Origin of the sequence: Achromobacter animicus, from assembly GCF_040775605.1 — a bacterium.
Lineage (GTDB): Bacteria > Pseudomonadota > Gammaproteobacteria > Burkholderiales > Burkholderiaceae_B > Achromobacter > Achromobacter animicus.
The window spans coordinates 5,559,787-5,580,696 of sequence record NZ_JAYGJK010000001.1; the positions used below are offsets into that span (position 1 = coordinate 5,559,787).

The 20,910-nt window shown below is 64.3% G+C and carries 13 protein-coding genes; 8 read left to right on the forward strand and 5 right to left on the reverse strand.

The annotated features are described in order from the left end of the window. Positions 1 to 218: 218 nt before the first annotated feature. The 5 genes from AB3147_RS25390 to AB3147_RS25410 all read left to right on the forward strand — a co-directional run bounded on the left by AB3147_RS25390 (position 219) and on the right by AB3147_RS25410 (position 7,987). Positions 219 to 1,412, forward strand: a complete 1,194-nt coding sequence (locus AB3147_RS25390; protein ID WP_367353312.1) for an efflux RND transporter periplasmic adaptor subunit — start codon at positions 219 to 221, stop codon at positions 1,410 to 1,412. A 25-nt stretch (positions 1,413 to 1,437) separates the two neighbouring features. Continuing rightward, positions 1,438 to 4,653 carry an efflux RND transporter permease subunit gene (locus AB3147_RS25395; protein ID WP_367353313.1) on the forward strand — a complete coding sequence of 1,072 codons (3,216 nt, stop codon included), beginning with the start codon at positions 1,438 to 1,440 and terminating at the stop codon, positions 4,651 to 4,653. Positions 4,654 to 4,727: 74 nt separating this feature from the next. Next, complete coding sequence (locus AB3147_RS25400) at positions 4,728 to 6,206, forward strand: efflux transporter outer membrane subunit (RefSeq protein ID WP_367353314.1); 1,479 nt, start codon at positions 4,728 to 4,730, stop codon at positions 6,204 to 6,206. 890 nt (positions 6,207 to 7,096) lie between these two features. Then, positions 7,097 to 7,615: an Hcp family type VI secretion system effector gene (locus AB3147_RS25405; protein WP_175122245.1), complete on the forward strand. Its 519-nt coding sequence runs from the start codon at positions 7,097 to 7,099 to the stop codon at positions 7,613 to 7,615. Between the two features lie 114 nt (positions 7,616 to 7,729). Next, complete coding sequence (locus tag AB3147_RS25410; RefSeq protein ID WP_175137975.1) at positions 7,730 to 7,987, forward strand: PAAR domain-containing protein; 258 nt, start codon at positions 7,730 to 7,732, stop codon at positions 7,985 to 7,987. Between the two features lie 42 nt (positions 7,988 to 8,029). Here AB3147_RS25410 and tssM read toward each other — a convergent pair whose 3' ends face one another. From tssM to tssH, 5 genes are read right to left on the reverse strand one after another with little or no spacing between them, the layout of a single operon-like run. Further along, positions 8,030 to 11,827 (reverse strand): type VI secretion system membrane subunit TssM, encoded by a 3,798-nt coding sequence (gene tssM / locus AB3147_RS25415; protein ID WP_367353591.1) that lies wholly within the window; start codon positions 11,825 to 11,827, stop codon positions 8,030 to 8,032. Next, a complete protein-coding gene (gene tssA, locus AB3147_RS25420; RefSeq protein WP_367353315.1) occupies positions 11,820 to 13,268 on the reverse strand; it encodes a type VI secretion system protein TssA in 1,449 nt (482 codons plus the stop codon). Before tssA ends, tssM begins: the two co-directional genes overlap by 8 nt. Continuing rightward, the gene (gene vasI / locus AB3147_RS25425) at positions 13,265 to 13,972 is read right to left on the reverse strand and encodes a type VI secretion system-associated protein VasI (protein WP_367353316.1); all 708 of its coding nucleotides are present in this window, start codon (positions 13,970 to 13,972) and stop codon (positions 13,265 to 13,267) included. The genes tssA and vasI overlap by 4 nt, the downstream gene beginning before the upstream one ends. Further along, complete coding sequence (locus AB3147_RS25430) at positions 13,969 to 15,531, reverse strand: sigma 54-interacting transcriptional regulator (RefSeq protein ID WP_367353317.1); 1,563 nt, start codon at positions 15,529 to 15,531, stop codon at positions 13,969 to 13,971. The genes vasI and AB3147_RS25430 overlap by 4 nt, the downstream gene beginning before the upstream one ends. A gap of 5 nt (positions 15,532 to 15,536) precedes the next feature. Beyond that, positions 15,537 to 18,107: a type VI secretion system ATPase TssH gene (gene tssH / locus AB3147_RS25435; protein ID WP_367353318.1), complete on the reverse strand. Its 2,571-nt coding sequence runs from the start codon at positions 18,105 to 18,107 to the stop codon at positions 15,537 to 15,539. A 300-nt stretch (positions 18,108 to 18,407) separates the two neighbouring features. Between tssH and tssB the strand changes: the two genes are divergently transcribed. From tssB to tssE, 3 genes are read left to right on the forward strand one after another with little or no spacing between them, the layout of a single operon-like run. Next, positions 18,408 to 18,914, forward strand: a complete 507-nt coding sequence (gene tssB / locus AB3147_RS25440) for a type VI secretion system contractile sheath small subunit (RefSeq protein WP_105240884.1) — start codon at positions 18,408 to 18,410, stop codon at positions 18,912 to 18,914. A gap of 49 nt (positions 18,915 to 18,963) precedes the next feature. Beyond that, complete coding sequence (tssC, locus tag AB3147_RS25445) at positions 18,964 to 20,448, forward strand: type VI secretion system contractile sheath large subunit (protein WP_239215099.1); 1,485 nt, start codon at positions 18,964 to 18,966, stop codon at positions 20,446 to 20,448. A 14-nt stretch (positions 20,449 to 20,462) separates the two neighbouring features. Continuing rightward, a complete protein-coding gene (tssE, locus tag AB3147_RS25450) occupies positions 20,463 to 20,891 on the forward strand; it encodes a type VI secretion system baseplate subunit TssE (RefSeq protein WP_175122238.1) in 429 nt (142 codons plus the stop codon). Positions 20,892 to 20,910 lie beyond the last annotated feature (19 nt).

Consider the following 20,910-nt stretch of genomic DNA (forward strand, 5'->3'; position numbering starts at 1 on the left):
CAAGAAAAGGGCATGTCAATCCTCAGATTCCGCCCCCGCAGCGACCCGCCCTGATCAGGCGCCCGCCGCCTCTGGATAAGCGACCCCGGTCGATGCTGCACCGCAGCATATCCATATAACGCCGGATTCTTAGGACTGGCATCCCACCCGCCGACTCGTCGTCCCCGCATCCCGGGCAAGCGCGCTTCCGCCTCTAAAAGACCACTCAAGGAAACACCATGGTTTCGCGTAAACGTATTGCTGTGCTCGTCGTATTTGCAGCCGTGCTGGCGGCGGGCGGCGGCTATGCCCTCAGCCGCGGCCCCGCGGGCGGCAATGTCGCGATGGCGCAGGGCGCCCCCGCCGCGCCGCCCGTCGAGGTGGCCGAAGTCCTCAACAAGACGATCGTCGACTGGCAGCGCTATTCCGGCCGCCTGGAAGCCATCGACCGCGTGGACATCCGCCCCCTGGTCTCCGGCACGCTGACCGCCGTCCATTTCAAGGACGGCAGCATCGTCAAGAAGGGCGACGTGCTCTTCACCATCGACCCGCGCCCCTACGCGGCCGAGGTGGACCGCGCCGCCGCGGCGCTGACCGCCGCCAAGGCGCGCGCCGCCTACACGGCCTCGGAACTGGCCCGTGGCCAGCGCCTCTTGACCGACAACGCCATCGCCCGCCGCGACTTCGAGGAAAAGCAGAACGCCGCGCGCGAAGCCGCCGCCAACCTGCAGGGCGCCCAGGCCGCGCTGGACTACGCCAAGCTCAACCTGGGCTACACGCGTATCGAGGCCCCCGTGGACGGCCGCGTGTCGCGCGCCGAAGTGACCGTGGGCAACGTGGTCGCCGCCGGCGCCGCATCGGTGCCGCTGACCACGCTGGTGTCGGTGTCCAAGATGTACGCATCGTTCGACGTGGACGAACAAACGTTCCTGCGCTACGTGAACCCCGCCCGCAACGGCCGCAATGGCGCGGTGCCGGTCGAACTGGGCCTGGCCAATGAAGACGGCTACTCGCGCACCGGCGCCGTGCAATCGGTGGACAACCGCCTGGACGCCACCTCCGGCACCATCCGCGTGCGCGCCGAGTTCGACAACGCCGACGGCACGCTGCTGCCGGGCCTCTACGCCCGCATCCGCCTGGGCGGCAGCGAACCCCGCGAGGCCGTGCTGATCGACGAGCGCGCCATCGGCACCGACCAGGACAAGCGCTTCGTGCTGGTGCTGGACGACAAGAACCACGCCGTCTACCGCCAGGTGAAGCTGGGCGCCAATCAGGAAGGCCTGCGCGTCGTCGACGCCGGCCTGACTGCCGGCGAACGCATCGTCGTCAACGGCCTGCAGCGCATCCGCCCCGGCGACGCCGTGACCCCGACCGTTGTCCCCATGGTTGCCGCCAAGCGCAACCCGGTCAAGACCGCCTCGGCGCAGAACTGAGCCGACGCGTCGAACGAGAACGTTTATGAATATCTCGAAATTCTTCATCGACCGGCCGATCTTCGCCGGCGTGCTATCGATCCTGGTGCTGCTGGCAGGCCTGCTGGCCATGTTCCAGCTGCCCATCTCCGAATACCCGGAAGTCGTGCCGCCGTCCGTGGTGGTGCGCGCGCAGTACCCGGGCGCCAACCCCAAGGTCATTGCCGAAACCGTCGCCTCGCCGCTGGAAGAATCCATCAACGGCGTCGAAGACATGCTGTACATGCAGTCGCAGGCCAACAGCGACGGCAACCTGACGCTGACGGTCAACTTCAAGCTGGGCGTGGACCCGGACAAGGCGCAGCAGCTGGTGCAGAACCGCGTATCGCAAGCGCTGCCGCGTCTGCCGCCGGATGTGCAGCGTCTGGGCGTGACCACGGCCAAGAGCTCGCCCACGCTGACGCTGGTCGTGCACCTGATCTCGCCCAATGACCGCTACGACATCACCTACCTGCGCAACTACGCCATCCTGAACGTCAAGGACCGCCTGTCGCGCATCACGGGCGTGGGCGAAGTGACGGTGTGGGGGTCGGGCAACTACTCCATGCGCGTGTGGCTCGATCCGCAAAAGGTCGCGCAGCGCGGCATGACCGCATCCGAAGTCGTCAACGCGATCCGCGAACAGAACGTGCAGGTGGCCGCCGGTGTGATCGGCGCCTCGCCCACGCAGGGCGACGTGCCGCTGCAATTGAACGTGAACGCACGCGGCCGCCTGCAGACCGAAGAAGAATTCCGCGACATCATCCTGAAGACCTCGCCAGACGGCGCCGTGACGCACCTGTCCGACGTGGCCCGCGTGGAGCTGGATGCGCAGGAATACGGCCTGCGTTCGCTCCTGAACAACAAGCAGGCGGTCGGCATGGGCATCATGCAATCGCCCGGCGCCAACGCGCTGGACGTCTCCAGCCAGGTGCGCGCCGCGATGGCCGAGCTGGCCCAGGACTTCCCGCCGGGCGTGGAATACCGCATCGAATACGACCCCACGCAATTCGTGCGCTCCAGTATCGAAGCCGTCGTGCACACGCTGCTCGAAGCCATCGCGCTGGTCGTGCTGGTGGTGATTCTGTTCCTGCAGACCTGGCGCGCGTCCATCATCCCGCTGCTCGCGGTGCCCGTGTCCATCGTCGGCACGTTCGCGCTGCTGCTGATGTTCGGCTACTCCATCAACGCGCTGTCGCTGTTCGGCATGGTGCTGGCCATCGGGATCGTGGTGGACGACGCCATCGTGGTCGTCGAAAACGTCGAACGCAACATCGCGGCCGGCTTGAGTCCACGCGATGCGACCTATCGCGCCATGCGCGAAGTCAGCGGCCCCATCATCGCCATCGCGCTGACGCTGTGCGCCGTGTTCGTGCCGCTTGCCTTCATGACGGGCCTGACCGGCCAGTTCTACAAGCAGTTCGCCATGACCATCGCCATCTCGACGGTGATCTCGGCCTTCAACTCGCTGACCCTGTCGCCCGCACTCTCGGCCCTGCTCCTTAAGAGCCACCACGACAAGCCCGACTGGCTGACCCGCGGCATGAACCGCGTCTTCGGCCGCTTCTTCAACTGGTTCAACAACATGTTTGGCCGCGCGTCCGAGTCCTACGGCACGGGCGTGGCCAGCGTCATCCGCCGCAAGGCCGGCGCGATGGGCGTGTACGCCGTACTGGTCGCCGCGACCATCGGCGTGTCGTACCTCGTGCCTGGCGGCTTCGTGCCCGCGCAGGACAAGCAGTACCTGATCGGCTTCACGCAGCTGCCCAACGGCGCCTCGCTGGACCGCACCGAAGACGTGATCCGCCGCATGAGCGACATCGCTCTGAAGGAACCCGGTGTGCAGTCGGCCATCGCCTTCCCCGGCCTGTCCATCAACGGCTTCACCAACAGCTCCAGCGCCGGCATCGTGTTCGTCACGCTCAAGCCCTTTGGCGAACGCAACAATGCCGAGCTCTCGGGCAACGCCATCGCTGCGTCCCTGAACCAGAAGTTCGCAGCCATCCAGGACTCGTTCATCGCCGTGTTCCCGCCCCCGCCCGTCATGGGCCTGGGCACGCTCGGCGGCTTCAAGCTGCAACTCGAAGACCGCTCGGCCCTCGGCTACGCCGAACTGGACAAGGCCAAGCAGGCCTTCCTGGAAAAGGCACGCCAGACGCCGGAACTCGGTCCCACGTTCTCCAGCTACGAGATCAACGTCCCGCAGCTCGATGTCGACCTGGACCGCGTCAAGGCCAAGCAGCTTGGCGTGCCGGTGACCGAAGTCTTCGACACCATGCAGATCTATCTGGGCTCCATGTACGTCAACGACTTCAACCGGTTCGGCCGCGTCTTCCAGGTTCGCGCCCAGGCTGATGCGCCCTTCCGCGCCCACGCCGACGACATCCTGCAGCTCAAGACCCGCAACGCCGCCGGCGACATGGTCCCGCTGTCCTCGCTGGTCACCGTCAAGCAGACCTTCGGCCCCGAAATGGTCGTGCGCTACAACGGCTACACCGCCGCCGACATCAACGGCGGCCCCGCGCCCGGCTACTCGTCCGACCAGGCGCAAGCCGCCGCCGAGCGCGTCGCCGCCGAAACCCTGCCGCGTGGCGTCAAGTTCGAATGGACCGACCTCACGTACCAGCAGATCCTCGCTGGCAACGCCGGCCTGTGGGTCTTCCCCATCAGCGTCCTGCTGGTCTTCCTGGTGCTGGCCGCGTTGTACGAAAGCCTGACCCTGCCGCTCGCCGTGATCCTCATCGTGCCGATGAGCATCCTGGCCGCGCTGACCGGCGTCTACCTCACCGGCAACGACAACAACATCTTCACGCAGATCGGCCTGATGGTGCTGGTGGGGCTGTCCGCGAAGAACGCGATCCTGATCGTCGAGTTCGCCCGGGAGCTCGAAATGAACGGCCGCACGCCGCTCGAAGCCGCCATCGAAGCCAGCCGCCTGCGCCTGCGTCCCATCCTGATGACGTCCATCGCGTTCATCATGGGCGTGGTGCCGCTGGTGCTGTCCTCTGGCGCCGGTTCCGAAATGCGCCACGCCATGGGTGTCGCCGTCTTCTTCGGCATGCTCGGCGTGACCCTGTTCGGCCTGTTCCTCACGCCGGTGTTCTACGTCCTGCTCCGCTCGCTCGGCGGCAAGAAGCTGCACTCCGCCGCGCCGCACGAAGCGCCCGTCTGCGTGCCGCACATCGACCCCAACGCGCCGCCCGCGCCGCAACACCACGCGTAAGCCGACAGAAAAAAGAGAAGCCAGCGCGTCCCGTCCGAATTCGCACGGGACGCGCGCCAAAGAGAAACGTCATCATGATCAAAAGACTGACCCGAGGATCCGCCCTGCTCGCCATGCTGCTCGTGCTGGCCGGTTGCGCGGTGGGTCCCACCTACCAGCGCCCCACGGCCGACACGCCCGCCGCCTTCAAGGAAGCCGCCCTGCCCGCGTCCGAAGCCGGCACCTGGAAGCCCGCCGAACCTTCTGAGGACGCCCTGCGCGGCGCCTGGTGGAAGGTCTTCAACGACGAAGGCCTGAACCAGCTTGAAGAAGAAGCCCAGCGCGCCAACCAGGACCTGCAGGCCGCCGCCGCCCGCCTCACCCAGGCCCGCGCCCTGCAACGCGAAGCGCGCTCCGGCTTCTTCCCCAGCCTGGACGCCGGCTTTGGCCCCAACCGCCAACGCCCCTCGGCAGTCTCGCAAGGCCTGCCCGACGGCACGTCGACTTCCCCCGTCACCACCTGGCGCGCGCAAGGCACGGTGTCGTACGAGGCCGACCTCTTCGGCCGCGTCGCATCGACAGTGGACGCCGCCACCGCCGACGCCCAGCAAAGCGAAGCGCTCTACCGCTCCGTCCTGCTCGCCCTGCAAGCCGACGTCGCCACCACCTACTTCCTGGTCCGTGAACAGGACGCCGAATCGCGCATTTACCATCAGACCGTCAAACTGCGCACCGACACCCTTCAACTCATCCAGCGCCGCTACGACGCCGGCGACATCAGTGAACTGGACCTGGCACGCGCCAAGGCCGAACTCGCCTCCGCGCAATCCGAGGCCCTGGGCATCGACCGCCGCCGCGCCACCGCCGAACACGCGCTGGCCGTCCTGCTGGGCCGCGCCCCATCCGAATTCACCATGCCGCCCCAGCCCATCGAAAAGATCGCGCTGACCATCCCCGCCGGCCTGCCCTCCACGCTGCTCGAACGCCGCCCCGACATCGCCGCCGCCGAACGCGCCATGGCCGCCGCCAACGCCCGCGTCGGCGCCGCCAAGTCCGCGTTCTTCCCCCGCCTGGATATCACCGGCGCCTTCGGCTACGAGTCCTCGGAACTGGGCAACCTCTTCCAATGGTCCAGCCGCACGTTCCTGCTGGGCCCGCTCGTCGGCGCCGCCCTGTCCATGCCCATCTTCGACGGCGGCCGCCGCCAAGCCGGCCTGGACCGCGCCCGCGCCGTCTACGAAGAAGACGTCGCCGTCTACCGCCAGACCGTCCTGAACGCGTTCCGCGAAGTGGAAGACAACCTCGCGAACCTGCGCATCCTCGCGGACCAGACCAAGGCCCAGAACGAGGCGGTGGAAGCGGCTGCCCGCGCCGCGAAACTCTCGCACACGCAGTACCGCGAAGGCTCGATCAGCTATCTGGACGTGATTGAAGCCGACCGCAGCGTGCTCTTGCAGCAACGCGCGTCGGTGCAACTGACTGCCGAACAGGCCCGGTCGACGGTGGCATTGATTCGCGCCATCGGCGGCGGCTGGGATAATCCGGTCCCGCCGGAAAAGGTGGCGACGAAGTAACGCAAACCAGTTTGGTGTCTGACACGCGAGGCGTTTCTAACACGGTGTCAGACACCCCGCGTAAACCGGCTTGCACTCGTTACGGTTAAGCCCCATGGGTGTCAGACACCTAGCCATCACCAAGCCATCACCGAGCCGTCGCCAACCGACACGGCACCGCAAAAAAACCACCCGCACGCCAGCGCGCAGCGCCATCGCCCCGACGCAAGACACCGCGTAATCCCCACCAGGCCGCCCGCGCGGCCGCAGTGGGGCGGGCCCCGCAAACCGCTCCATCCCACCCGGAGCGCCCGCAAGAACCTAAAGAACCCCACCCGCCCCAGCGGCCACCAAGTGCAAGCCACCGCAGCCCGGCGTGGCGGCGGCCTGGGTGCGCGGGGCGTGTAGATGCGCCCGACGGAAACCGAAGGGAGCCGAAGGCGGACGAGGTTGAGGCAGGGGCAGTCCGGAGCGAAGGCTCCGGACCGCAATCGTAGCCCCGCGCACCCAGGCCGCCGCCACGCCGGGCGTCAAAAGAACCCACTCCGCCCAAACGCCAGCCCCCCGGATCGACCAGCTTCTGAGAGTCAGCCAAAAAAACAGACCGAGCCAAATCCGACCCACCCGAGCCATTCCCGACCCGAATTTTTCCGCTTTGTTTTTAAAGACTTACCAAAGCACCGAGCCACAACTGACCCGAATCCCCGCAGAAAAAACCACTTTCCCGTTTTTCGAGCAATCCGTAATCAGCCAACATCAAAAACGCCACCCCACAAGCTATTGAAAAAAAAGAGAAAACCAGCATTCAAACAAACCCTGGCACGGACTTTGCAATTAATCGGATGTCATCCCCGATGACACACCGGCCAATAAGGCCATCACGCAAAAGAAACCAAACCAGGAAACAGCAAATGCCGACTCCCGCCTACATCAGCATCCAGGGCAAGACCCAGGGCAACATCACGCAAGGCGCCTTCACCGCCGACTCCGTCGGCAACGTCTACCAGGAAGGTCATGAAGACCAGATCCTGGTCCAGGAAATCGAACACCTGATCGCCACCCCCACCGACCCGCAAAGCGGCCAGCCTTCCGGCCAGCGCGTCCACAAGCCCTTCGTCTTCACCGCGCCCCTCAACAAGGCCACCCCCCTCATGTACCAAGCCCTCGCCTCGGGCGAAATGCTGCCCGAAGTCGAAGTCAAGTGGTACCGCACCTCCACCGAAGGCAAGCAAGAGCACTTCTTCACCACCAAGCTCGAAGACGCCACCATCGTCAACATCAACACCGTGCTCCCGCACGCCCAGGATCCCACCAAGGCCGAGTACACCCAGCTCGTCAAGGTCGCCATGGCCTACCGCAAGATCACCTGGACCCACGCCATCGCCGGCACCGAAGCCTCCGACGACTGGCGCAAGCCGCAAGAAGCCTGATCCCAGGCTTCTTAAATAACAAGGCCGGCGCATCACGCGCCGGCCTTGTCCGTTCTGATCCGACCTTGATCGACACGGGGCTAATCAACAGCCCCAAACGTCAGGAAGCCAATCATGAAACCCATCGTTCTTGTAGGTCATCGCCATAGCTGCCCCACTCACGGCACCGGCACCGTCGTCACCGGCGCAAGCGAAGCCATCGTCAACGGCCGCGCCGTCGCCCGCATCGGCGACCGCATCAGTTGCGGCGCAATCATTCAGACCGGCTCGCCCGGCACCATCATCGAAGGACAACCCGTTGCGCGCCAAGGTGACAAAACCAGCCATGGCGGCACGCTGATTGAAGGCGAGGCCGGCTGGCTGGTCGAATGATCCATCCAGGCGTGGCAGCGCGATCACGTTGCCACGCCTCCCTCACCGGACCCCGCCTACCGGCAACCCCACCTGCCGAGCCACCCGCGCAGGCATGCCACCCGGCGAGGCAGCCTGCTTCCCGCCAGCCTTGCCCCCCGCACTCTGCCCTCCTGCATCGTTACCGCGCACGCCATCCTCTAGAAGCGTCTTCGGCAAGGCAAACCCCTTGAACAACGGCTGCGTGAACGGATTGTTCGCCTTCTCCGTACTGATGCGATAGCGCATACCGCCGTCCGGCGCAGCAAAGCTGATATCGACGCTCGAGCTCGTCGCACCGTTCAGGCGGGCCTGACTGAGCAGCCGATATAGCGACCACGGACCGCGATAAGCCAGTCCGCTGCTGCTGCCCCCCGCATGCACCAACGTCATGCGGCTTTCATTGCTGGACGCCAGCGTGTTCGGCCAGATCAACGCCGTACTGGTCGTCGGACCGTGGTTGTAAGTCACCAACTGCCCTTCCACGCTAAGCGAGCTGCTGCGCTTGCTCGGCGCCATTCCCAACGGCTCCACATGAAAATGCACACCCAACGTGCCGCGGCTATTGAAGAACGCGTCCCGGATCTTCTCGGCCGCTTCAAGCTGCGTCAGCACGTCATTGCGCACCAGATACCCGCCCAACCGCTCCGAGTACAACGCCTCAAGGTTGTCCTCGATGAACAGATTCAGGTACTTCTCGCGAAACTGCTGCAAACGCCCCTGCGGGCCGAAAAGCGCCGTGAAATCGTCCAACGCCACTTCCTCGCGGCTCGTCGGATTGAACGGATAACGATTCGCCAACCGCTCGCGATAAAAGCGATACACGTCGATGTCCCAACGACGCTCAAGCTCGCGCAATGCCTCCACCAGAATCACCCGCGACGACTCGTCGGCCAACTTGCCCACCTGACGGTTCAGCGGTTCGGGCAGACCCGCAGCAATGCGCTGCAGATTGCTGATCGGATCCGGCCCTTTCAGCCCGAAGCGCTCCAGCACCACGTCTAGCGCCGTCTTGCCGCGGTCCGGGCTGTCGTGCACCGTGCGCACCTTGTCTTGCACGCTACCGATCGCCACCAGAGTTTCGTCCAGGTACGACGCCCGATCGCCCTTCGCCTGCAACAGTTGGCTCATCGGCGCAAACGCCCGCGCAATCCCGAATATCGCGCCGGTTTCGTCCTTGCCAGCTGCCACCTTTTCCGCCACGCCAGAAGCCTGCGCAACCAGTGCGCCCTTCCCGTCGAGCGCACCCGTGACGGCCGGGGTGTTGGCGCCAAGTTCACTGTTGTCGCGCACGGTTTCCACCAGCCGGCGCAACGGCGCCGCAGGACTCGTCACCGTACCCAGTACATTGACCGCCTCGGCAAGATCATGAAAATCCCGAACCTCAAGCTGGTTGAGGTTGCGCTGCCAGGTGTCGATGTAATCACGGCCGTAGATGGCCTGGATGCGCTCGGCCAATGCGCGCTTGTCGGCTTCCGAATAATCGATATTGCGCCGCTCGCCCAACGCCCACTGATCGATCATCGCCAGTTCGGTCAGATCCTGGCTGTGCGGCGCGAAGTAATTGTGAAATCCCTTGGCCGTCAACAGCGCGTCGATACGGCCATCGGAAGCGGGCTGTCCCGTTTCTGCCTTGGCCGCAGCCGCCGGCTGGTAGACCACATCAAAGGCCGGGCCGATTTCATTGCGCAGATCCAGCGGCGCCCTGAGAAATTCGCCCGCCTGACGGCGCATCGTCATGTACACGCGCTGCGGCAACGGAATCTGCCGCAGGTCGCGCTGCACGACGGACACGCGCTGCTGAAACTGCGGCAGCAGCGTGTCGGCATACCTCATCGCGTAGTCCAGATGCCGCATCAACGCACGCTGCACCTTGTCCTCGCCGGGGAAAGCCTGTGCCCACTGCCGCCCCATCCAACGCTCCACTACCGGCGGCCGGCGGTTCGGACGATCCTCAATCATGCGGTAAACGCGCAACGCCTCGAGCTGCGCGTCGCTGTCGATCGAAGTGCCGTCGAGGTGCTCCATCACCCCATTGGCCAGCGCAGGCAGGAATCGCTGGGACAGCAGCGTCAAATAGGCCTGATCGACCTTCGGACCAATCTGCCATCCCTGATACAGACCCATGTCCGCCACAAGCGGCCACGCTTCCCGGTAATCGCCATACACTGCCACCGCGCTGCTGATCTGATCCAGCGGCTGAAGCAGATTGCGGCCCGTCGTGTCCAGCTTGCCGTCGATGGCGTGGGCGCTATAAGCGCGGCTGCGCTCCAGAACGCTCATGGCCTTGTCCCGGTTCACCGCGTAGTAGTGATACCAACCGCCGAGGATCACCGCGCTGCCCAGCGACGCCACTCCGAAGCGCAAGGCCAGCGCGCGCCGCTTCTCGGCACGCACACGCGGGTTGTCGCCCGCCAGGCCGGATTCGGGATAGATGACGCGCTGAAAAAGCTGCTGGGCGAAGTAAACCATCGCACGGCCGCTGGGATGCGTGGCCGGAACGGGCTCGCGGATATCGTAGTTCTGCGAGGCAGACGCCACGAATGCATTGGTCAGCACGCCCTGCTGATAGACCGAGGACAGAAAGACGCCACGCGGCAGCGCCGGTGTGATGTAACGATCGCTGCCCAGCACATCGGTCAGGAACTCCATCAAGAGCGGTCGCATGCCGGTCAGCTGCCGCACCAGCGAATACAGGGCTTCCCGTTGACGCAATTCGCGGACGTCGGCCAACGCATCAAAAACCTGCTCGTTCAGGCGCGTCAGGAACTCGTCGTACCGCGCACCCAGTTCATCCCGCCACGCATCGTAACGCTGCACCGAGTCCAGCGTGAACGTAAACCCAAAGATGTCCTCGCGAGCGGACTTGGACAGCCGCGCAAACAGCGGCTCGAATCCTTCAAGCAAGTCGAATTTGCTCAGCACGACATACAGCGGCGGACGCGTGCCGAGCTGGCGGCTCAGTTCGGCCAGCCGCGCGCGCAGCAACGAGGCCAGCGCCTTGCGGTCGCTGGGTTGCTGATTCAGCAGCGTGACCAGGCTGACCATCAGCACCACACCATTGAGCGGACGGCGGCTGCGATTGCGCCCGAGCCAGCTCACAAAGCTATCCCACAGACGGGAATGAAGCGCCTCGGGCAGGAGCGCGGGTCCCGCAGCGTCTCCCGGCCTTGGCGCTTCAGTATTTCCGGACGCCGCAGACGCTTCAATTTCCGCCGTCACTCGCGGCTGGCTGATCAGTTCGCCCGGCGGGTCGATCAGCACCGCGTCATCGCCGATCCACCAGTCAATGCGATAGATCCGGTCCGGGTCGTCCTGCAGGCGCTGACTGCCCGCCTTGACCTCACCGGTCAACGAAAATGTCTGGCTAGACCGGTTGACGAAGCTGGTTTTGCCCGCGTTTTCCTGTCCCAGCACCAGGTACCACGGAAGTTGATAAAGCGCGTTGCGGCCCTTCAGGTTTGCCTGCAGCACGCTCAGGCTCTTGTCCAGGTCCCGCTCCTGCGCCTGCACGTAGCGCAAGCAGGGATCGTCTTGCTGCTTCTGCGTCTGTGCCCGCTCGGCTTCCAGCGTGAGATTCCGTTTGCGCAGCCTGATGGCCCAGACCAGCAAGGGCAGCGCAATCAGCACGAGCGTGACCAGCACGCGCGCGGTCAGACTTGCCAGCGGTTGGTACTCATCCCAGGTCCACATCGGCCCCAACCACCAGATGGCGGCCAAGGCGAGCGCCAGCATCAGCAGCAACGCCACTGGCATGCCCTGCTTTGTCCATTTCAGTAGGGGCTGGCCATAGCGTTTCACTGTCGACCAAATCTTAAACATGGGGTTGCTCCTGTTTCTTGCATTCGATTGCGGCGTTGACGTGGCGCCCCAGCAGGCCGAACAGACTGGGCTCCCATTGCGCCGCGGATGCGTCTTGCATGATCTGATGGGCGCGGGCATACAAGCCATCGGCCAGCCACGCCAATCCCCGCGCGCCGAGCAGTTCGGCGGCGATCGTGATGACATGGCAACCATGGCGCGGATCCGCTGACGTCTTCTGGATGGCTTCCAGCCGCTTGAGCATCGACTCCACCCCGTTGGCTTCCAACACCTCGCGCAGCTCCTCGCGCAACGCCGGGTACTCATGGCCGGCGCCCAGCTTCGCGGTGTCCGCATCCGCCCCGCTGATCCACGACTGCGTTTCGCCATCGACGAAAGCGCGGCCATCAGCAAATTGCAGCTTCACCAACGCGGGCAGCTTGGCCACAAAGCGCTCGGTGGACTGGCGGATCGCCTCGGCGACGTTCTGCATTTCCAGACGGCGGGCGATACCGGCAGCCAGAAAGCTGCCGCGCAGCCAGTACGGCGACGAAGTGATACTTTTTTCCACGCGCTGCAGAAGCGCCGGATCGACCGCATTCGCTTTCAGCGCGTCCCAATAGGCCTCGGCGGTTTCGGCGGGAACGGCCATCAGCTCCGTCCGCATGGTGTCCTTTCGAGTCGATGGCGCAATGCTCAGGTGCGCCCACAAGGCGAAGCGGCGCAGCAGATAGCCGGTCGGGTCATAGGCGTCTTGCTGGTTGATGAGGTCGGCCACGGCCAACAGCGAACGGCGCGTTTCACGCTCGTTGCCCTGCGCCATGGTCATAGGCGTGAAGAAGGCCTCTGTGATCCCGGTGGGTTGCGCCGACAGCTCCATGTGCGCATCGGCCAGCTCCGGCGCGCGTGTCGCCTCCGCCTTCAGCCGTAGCTGCGCCTCCAGGCGAGTCAGCGTCGGCACGTCCAGCTTGGATTCGCTTGCACAGCCCTGCAGCGTGTCCAAGGCCCGTTGGCCAGATTTGTAGAACTCGTCGGCGTATCCCTTGCCGTCCAGTTTGGCCAGCGCCTCTCCCAGGCGCTCCAGCTGCTGGGACATCAGGCGCCGCTTGGCCGTCAACCCGGCCGCGCCCGGCTTCGGATGGCTGGTGCTCCAGTACCGGCTGGTCATGCCGGCCAACACGCCCGCCGCCTCGGCCCAGCCGCGCCAACCGCCTGAACGCATGCGAGCGGTCGCCAATTGCGCGGCAATGCGCAGGTGCTTGCACTGCGACTGCAGATACTGTCGCGATGCCGAATCCACATAGCTCCAGTCGATGGTCGCCTCTTGCAGCCCGCCGAGCTTCATCATTTCGCTTTCGACACCCTGGTAGGCGTTGTCTTCCTCGTCGAACTCGCCCGCCGGCTGATGCGGCGAGATGGGTGACAGGATGGCGTCGAGGTCCAGCGTGGGAAACGTGCTCACCAATGACAAGCCTCGCGTTGTTGCGCCATCAGCTCGTGAAGCGCCACGGTGTCGAACGACAGCCCGTGAAACGCGGCATGGTCGCTTTCAAGCTGCATCTGCTGGGACGCGCGGGTCAGATGACGAAGCTGTTCGATCGCGACCAGGCCGCGACCCGCATCCGTGACCGTGCCGTCCTCCACGACCTGCCACGGCCGGCGGTCGGAAATCGGCCGCCCGTCCAACAGCACGCGGATGCTCACGCGGCTGACGACCAGCGGCTCGGCGGTGATGAGCTGCAAGCGAGAAATGTTCTGCAGGCAACTGATTGCCAGCAGCGGCCGAGGCTCGCTTCCCGCCTGGGCCGGCGCCGAAATGACGACCTTGTCCTGGCCCGGTATGGCATCGCCGACGCGCAGCAGCAGCACGCCGGCGTGATCTGCCTTGCGGCGGGATTCGTTGCGTTGCACCAGCCCGACGATGTCCGGCACCCGAACCATGGAAGGCGCGGTGGCCGATGCCTGGGCGGTTGGCGCCACGGTGGACGGTGTCGCCATTTCCGCAGCAGGAACGGGCGGCGTACCCGCTTCGGCGTCAAAACAGGCCAACCGTTCGATTGCCGACACGATGGTCCTGCAACTACGGCCCGCCGCCACCGCGTCCGTGGCCGCGTCGCCGCCCACGAGCACGGCGGCAACCAGCAGGAGCGCCCCGAATGGCTTCATATTGCTTCCTCTCCAGTCAGATTCATATCAAGGCACTTGCGCGCCAAGGTGCGTTTGGGAATCCCCAGGCTTTGCGCGGCTACCCGACGGGAGCCCGCGGCCTGACGCAAGCGGTCTTCCAGCAGCAAGCGCTCGAACGCGGCTAGCGCGTCGGGCAGACTTTCGGTACGCCACAGGCGCTGCAGGCGGGCTTCGCCGGAGTCATCGATTACGGGTTTGTGCGTGCCGTCTGTCAGCTCGATCAGCCGGTTGGTCTGGATGCGCTTGCCGGGCGGCGTTCGCTCCGCGGCCGCGAGCACCAGACTGCGCAGCTCGCGGACATTGCCGGGAAACCGATGACGTTGGAGCTGTGCAATCGCGTTGTCGGAAATTCCGGCGACGCGGCCGGGAAATGCCCGGTTGTGCTCGAGCAGAATGTGCGCCACCAGGGCCGGAACGTCTTCAAGGCGCTCGCGCAGGGGCGCAATGTGCAGCGTCAGTTGGCAGACACGGAAGTAAAGGTCCTCTCGGAACCGCCCGTCCCGCACCAGTTCAAGCAAAGGCCGATGGGTGGCGCAGATCAACCGAAAGTTGGACGGCAGCTCTCGCGTTGCGCCCACCGGCCGGTACTTCTTTTCGTTGAGCAGGCGCAACAGCGCGCCCTGCAGGCTCAAAGGCATATCCCCGATTTCGTCCAGAAACAACGTGCCGCCATCGGCTTCCGCGACCAGCCCCGTCCGCGCCTGCGTGGCCCCGGTGTAGGCGCCTCGGGTTGCGCCGAAGAGTTCCGCTTCAATCAGGTCCTTCGGGATGGCCGCGCAGTTCACCGGCACGAACTTGCCCTTGCGCGCGGATGCCTGGTGGATCAGCCAGGCGGCATGGTCCTTGCCCGAGCCCGTTTCTCCGGTGACCAGCAACGACAAGGAAGAGTCGGCGAAACGCAGCATGTCTTCGCGCAGCCGCCGCGCAATCTGTCCGGTGCCGACAAAGCCGGTTGACAGCAGACGCCGGCGTCCGCGCGTCTCGGACTGCTGGTGGTGCATGGTCTGGCGCGTCTGCGTCAGCTCGACCGAACCTAGCCGATCGAGCAGACCATTCAAGACGGCGTCATACAACCTGCACAGTTCCTGCCACGCGGGGTCCGCCGTCCAGGACCTGAGCCCGGACGCCGTTCCCGCCAGGAACAACACCGCCACAGCCTTCTGACGCGCATCCAGCAGCGGCACCACCAGCCATGCCTCTGCGGCAGCGAGCCGCTCGCGGAGTTCCTCATAGCCGCCCGCGACGCCGAACATGCTGTCCAGACGCGCGACATGACGGGCCTGAGCGGTGGTCAGGCAGTGGGTGATGGGGTTGTCGAGATCGAGCAAGGAGTATGCCGGCAACAGGTCCAGCGCGACGCCATGACTGGCGATCGGCCGGATGGTGTCGCCGGCCGCCTCGCGCCAGTAGCAGACTCCGTAACGTATCCCCGGCGCCGAACAAACGGCTTTAAGGAACCGGTCGGCCAGGGACGCAATGCCGCTGGCCTGGACCAATGTCCGGGCGAGCGCGGCGGCACCTTGAGCACTCAAGGACATTGCGCTTACTCCACCACGGCGTCGAAGGCCGCACCATTCCAGCTGATTGCGGAACGGCGGAAGCGCTGCCCGCTGGCCAGGCACTTCAGCACGGCCAGCGACAACGGCGGCAGCATGTCGCCGTCGATGCTGGCATCCAGCAGCCGTGCGCCATTCTGGTGACGCAGGCAACGCGCGCGCAATTCATCCCGTGCTGATGTCTCGATCGTCAATTGCGCGCTGTAGCGGTCGCTGAACTGTCTTTCGATGCGTTGCAGGCGGCTTTCGACGATCTCGGCAAGCGTGGCCTCGTCCAGATAGCAAAATGGCACGACCTGCATGCGCGCCAACAGTGCCGGCTTGAAGAATCTTGCAAGGTGTTCGCGCAGCGCCTCGGCGTCGAGGTCGGCAAGCGGGCCGCCGTCCTGATCGAAGCCCAGGTTCGAGGTCAGGAAGAACAGCACGTTCTGGCAGTCGATGCGACGGCCTTCGCCGTCGGCAAGCTCGCCTTTGTCGAAGGCCTGATAGAAGATGTTGAGCACCTCCGGGTGCGCTTTCTCGACTTCATCCAGCAGCACCACCGAATAGGGCCGCTTACGGATGGCCTCGGTCAGTACACCGCCTTCGCCGTAACCAACGTATCCCGGCGGGGCCCCCAACAGGCGCGACACGGTGTGCTTCTCTTGATACTCCGACATGTTGATGGTGGTCAGGAACTGCTCGCCACCAAACAACGCGTCGGCGACGGCCAAGCCAGTTTCTGTTTTCCCCACCCCGCTCGGCCCCACCAGCAGGAAGGCACCCATTGGCGTCCCGGGGCGCCGCAGATCGGCCATGGCGGTCAACAGGCGCCGGTGCACCGTGTCGATGGCGGCGTTCTGCCCCTTGACGCGTTGACGTAGCGTCTCGGGCAGCTTGTCCAGGCGGTGGAACTGGTCGCTGTTGATTGTGGCGGCGGGAATTCCGGTCCAGTCCGCAATCACCTGAGCAATCTGCTCGGCGCCCACGTCTGCATGCAACAAGGCGCCGTTGCGTTGAAGGTCCGCCAATTGCGCGACCAGCGCTTCCAGCCGCTGTGACGTGTCTTCCTGGAGCTCGCCCGCGCGCAGGGAAATGATCTCGTCAATCAGCGTCTTCTGCCACTGCCACGCGGCCTGCAACTGTTCGATGGAGTCCTGAATCTGCTGCCGCGCGACATCCAGCGCGGCCAGCCTGCCGGTATCCGGCTTTCGTCCGGCGCGGGCATCCCGCCAGAGCTGGTCGGCCTCGGCATCCACCTGCCGCAATTCGTTTTCCAGTGAAGCGAGGCGTCGCGGTGACTCGGCTAACGCCGTCGCGACGCGCGCGCAGGCGGTGTCGAGCACGTCGATCGCCTTGTCCGGCAACTGGCGGCCCGAGAGATAACGTGCCGACAACGCCGCAGCAGCCTTTAGCGCATCGTCGGCGATATAGACCTGATGCGCGTCCTCATAAATGCCACGCAGGCCGCGCAGGATATGCACGGCCTGCTCCACGCTGGGCGCGTCCAGTTTCACCAGTTGAAAACGCCGCGTGAGCGCAGGATCCTTTTCGAAGTATTTTTTGTATTCGGACCAGGTCGTGGCGGCGATCGTGCGCAGTTCTCCGCGCGCGAGAGCGGGCTTCAGGAGATTCGCCGCATCGCTGCCGCCTGCCGCGTTACCGGCCCCGATCAGCGTGTGCGCCTCGTCGATAAACAGGATGATGGGCTTGGACGCATGCTTGACCTCGTCGATGACCGCCTTCAAGCGCTTTTCGAACTCGCCTTTGACAGAGGCGCCGGCTTGGAGGGCGCCTAGATCCAGCCCCCACAACGTCACGTCGCGCAGCGGCGCAGGAACGCGCTGCTCGACAATGCGCCTTGCCAGGCCCTCGACCACGGCGCTTTTTCCGACCCCTGCTTCGCCCACCACGATCGGATTGTTTTTGCGGCGGCGCGAAAGAATGTCGATCATCAGATCGATCTCGGCGTCCCGGCACAAAACCGGATCGATTTTGCCCGCGCGCGCCTGGGCCGTGAAATCTTGGCCGTATTTGCTGAGCGCGCTGTCGGAGGCCGCCGTTGCCGATTGCGCTGGCGAGGAATCTTCCAGGACGGGCGCTTCCGACGAACCGGCCAGCAATTCGCGAAAACGTTTGCGCAGCGTTTCGCGATTAATCGATTCGAACAACCGGATCGCGGGAAACGGCAGATATCGCCCCGGATTCAGCAACGCGGCCAGCAGCAGCGCGCCAGTCCGTATTTCGGTTTGCTCCAATTCCACCGAGCTTAATAGCCAGGCGTCCTGCATCAATTCGAGCAGCAAGGGAGAAAACGAGGGGTATGCATGCCCCAGCCCTGCGTCGAGTTTCGGAAACGTGCTGGCTAACGCCTCGCGCAACGCATCCAGATCAAATTCCGTACTTGCCAGAACGCAGCGCACATCACATTTTGGCTGTTCCAGAAATTTATAGAGCAGGTGGGCAACCGTGACCTCTGCCCCGTGCTGGCGGATGCAGAGACTGCCGGCTTCCTCGAGCGCGTGTCGCGCCACCGGGTGCAATCGGTCAAGCAAGGCAGACAGATCAACGGAAATCATGCCGGATATTCCTCGTGGCCATGGGTTTTCTCACCATTTATGGTTTAAGCGCTACAGAAACCGAGCGCATTAAGAAACCACAGCCAGAGGAGCGCATCAATCGGACTAATTCGAATATCAGCCGGCCGACTTTCTTTTCTTATTGCCGCGCATATTTCCCATATGAATCCGAACAATCCCGACAGCTTTTCGAACTTTTCATATGTTCGAAGCTTTAAGCCGCGGATCAGAATAGGCAGCTTTTTTTTGCTTCATATCTCCATGCGCTAGCGTCGTTTGAATATCTAAAAGGAGTGACCCATGGCATCGAAAGTTGGTTCAGTTGCACCAAAAGAACGGATCAATATCCGCTATATCCCCGCCACAGGCGACGAGCAAGAGGAAATCGAACTCCCGCTCAAAGTGATGGTGCTCGGAGACTTCAAGGGGCATGCCGACGAAACGCCGCTGGAAGATCGCCCCGCTGTCCAGATCAATAAGGACACTTTCAACGAAGTCATGGCCGAAGCCGGCCTCAGCCTCAAAGTCGACGTCCCGGCCACGCTCGAAGAAGGCAGCGAAAGCGACACGCTCAGCGTCAACCTCCAATTCAAGAACATCAAGGATTTCGGTCCTGACGCGATTGCCCGCCAGGTCCCCGAACTGAAGAGCCTGCTGGAACTGCGCGAAGCGCTCGTAGCGCTGAAGGGCCCCATGGGCAACATCCCGGCGTTCCGCAAGCAGATCCAGACCTTGCTGGGTGACGACAGCGCACGCGGCAAGCTGGCCCAGGAACTCGACCAACTCCTGGCGGCGCCGCAGGCGTGATGCCCGGCACCTTCTCAACCGCACTCCTCAGGTTTTCAAGGACGCACCGATGACCAAAGCCCAAACCGCCGAGATCCAGGAACACGCCGCCAGCCAGCCCCCAGGGGGATTGCTGGCGCAAATCATGGCCCAGACCCGCATCGAGCCCAGCCAGGAGGGCTATGCGGTCGCCGAGCGCGGTGTCGCCGCATTCGTGTCCGAGATGCTCAAGTCCGACTCCCGCGAGCAACCGATCAACAAGCAACTGGTGGACCAGATGCTTGCCGCGATCGACCGCAAGCTCAGCAAGCAGATGGACGCCATTCTTCATCAGCCGGAATTCCAGCAGCTTGAATCCATCTGGCGCGCCTTGTTCGACTTCGTGCAGCGCACGGACTTCCGCGAAAACATCCAGGTCGTGTTCGTGCCGGTCACCAAGGACGAACTGCTGGAAGACTTTGAAAGCGCTGCCGACATCACCCGCAGCGGCTTGTACAAGCATGTGTACACCGCGGGCTACGGCCAGTTCGGCGGCCAGCCGATCGGCTGCATGATCGGCAACTACAACTTCGGTCCCTCCGCGCCCGACATCAAGCTGCTGGGCTACCTGGCCTCCGTCGGCGCCATGGCGCATGCACCGTTCCTTGGCGCGGCCGGACCCGAAATGCTCAACCTGGAATCCTTCGAAGAGCTGCCCAACCTGAAGGAAGTCAAAGACATCTTCGAAGGCCCGCGCTTTGCCAAGTGGCGCAGCCTGCGTGAATCCGAAGACTCGCGCTACCTGGGCCTGACCATGCCCCGCTACCTGCTGCGCCAGCCGTACGACCCGCTGGAAAACCCCGTGCGCAGCTTCGCCTACGAAGAAGCCATCGACGGCGATCACCGCAACTACTTGTGGGGCAACACCGCATTCCTGATGGGCAGCCGCGTCACTAACAGCTTCGCCAAGTTCCGCTGGTGCCCGAACATCATCGGCCCGCAGTCCGGCGGCGCGGTGGAAGACCTGCCCATGCACCTGTACGAATCCTTGGGACAGCTGCAGGCCAAGATCCCCACGGAAGTCCTGGTCTCCGACCGCAAGGAATTCGAACTTTCCAGCGAAGGCTTCATTCCGCTGACTATGCGCAAGGACAGCGACAACGCCGCGTTCTTCTCGGCCAATTCGGTGCAAAAGCCCAAGGTGTTCCAGAAGACGCCCGAAGGCCTGGCCGCGCAGACCAACTACATGCTGGGCACGCAGCTGCCCTACATGTTCATCATCAATCGCCTGGCGCACTACATCAAAGTGCTGCAGCGCGAGCAGATCGGCAGCTGGAAGGAACGTCAGGACCTGGAGCGCGAACTCAACAACTGGCTGCGCCAGTATGTCGCCGACCAGGAAAGCCCCACCAGCGACGTCCGAAGCCGCCGTCCGCTGCGCGCCGCCCGGGTCGTCGTGCAAGACGTGGCCGGCAATCCTGGCTGGTATCAGGTTGCACTGTCGGTTCGCCCGCACTTCAAGTACATGGGCGCCAGCTTCGAACTGTCGCTGGTCGGCCGCCTGGACAAGGACTGACAGGGAGCTGAGCCATGCCCCGGTCCCCAGGGCGCGGAAGCCTGTTCGAACGCCTCGATCCGGACCTTCCGCCGCGGCGCACCCGCACCCGCCAGGAAATGGCGGCCGAGCGTATCCGCGCCATCAAGCGCCAGTTGGAATGGATCCTCAATTCCCGCCAGGGCAGCTCGCAGAGCAGCCCTGGTTTGGGATTGCGCGATCTGAACGACGCGGCCATCGGCGCCGTCGACCTGCGCCAACAGGTCTGTCTGGACATCCACGCCGCGGTGGCCGCCTACGAGCCACGCGCGCGCGTTGTCGAAGTCAGGCCGCTTCCCGGGACGGACGCGTCGCTGAACCTCGGCTTTCGGCTGGTCTGCCGGGTGCCGGTGAACAACCTGGAAGAGCAGGTGGAAATCAGCCTGCTCTTTCACCATCAAGGCCGACAGGTCAGGGTGACCTAGCACGTAGCCATGGGAGGCT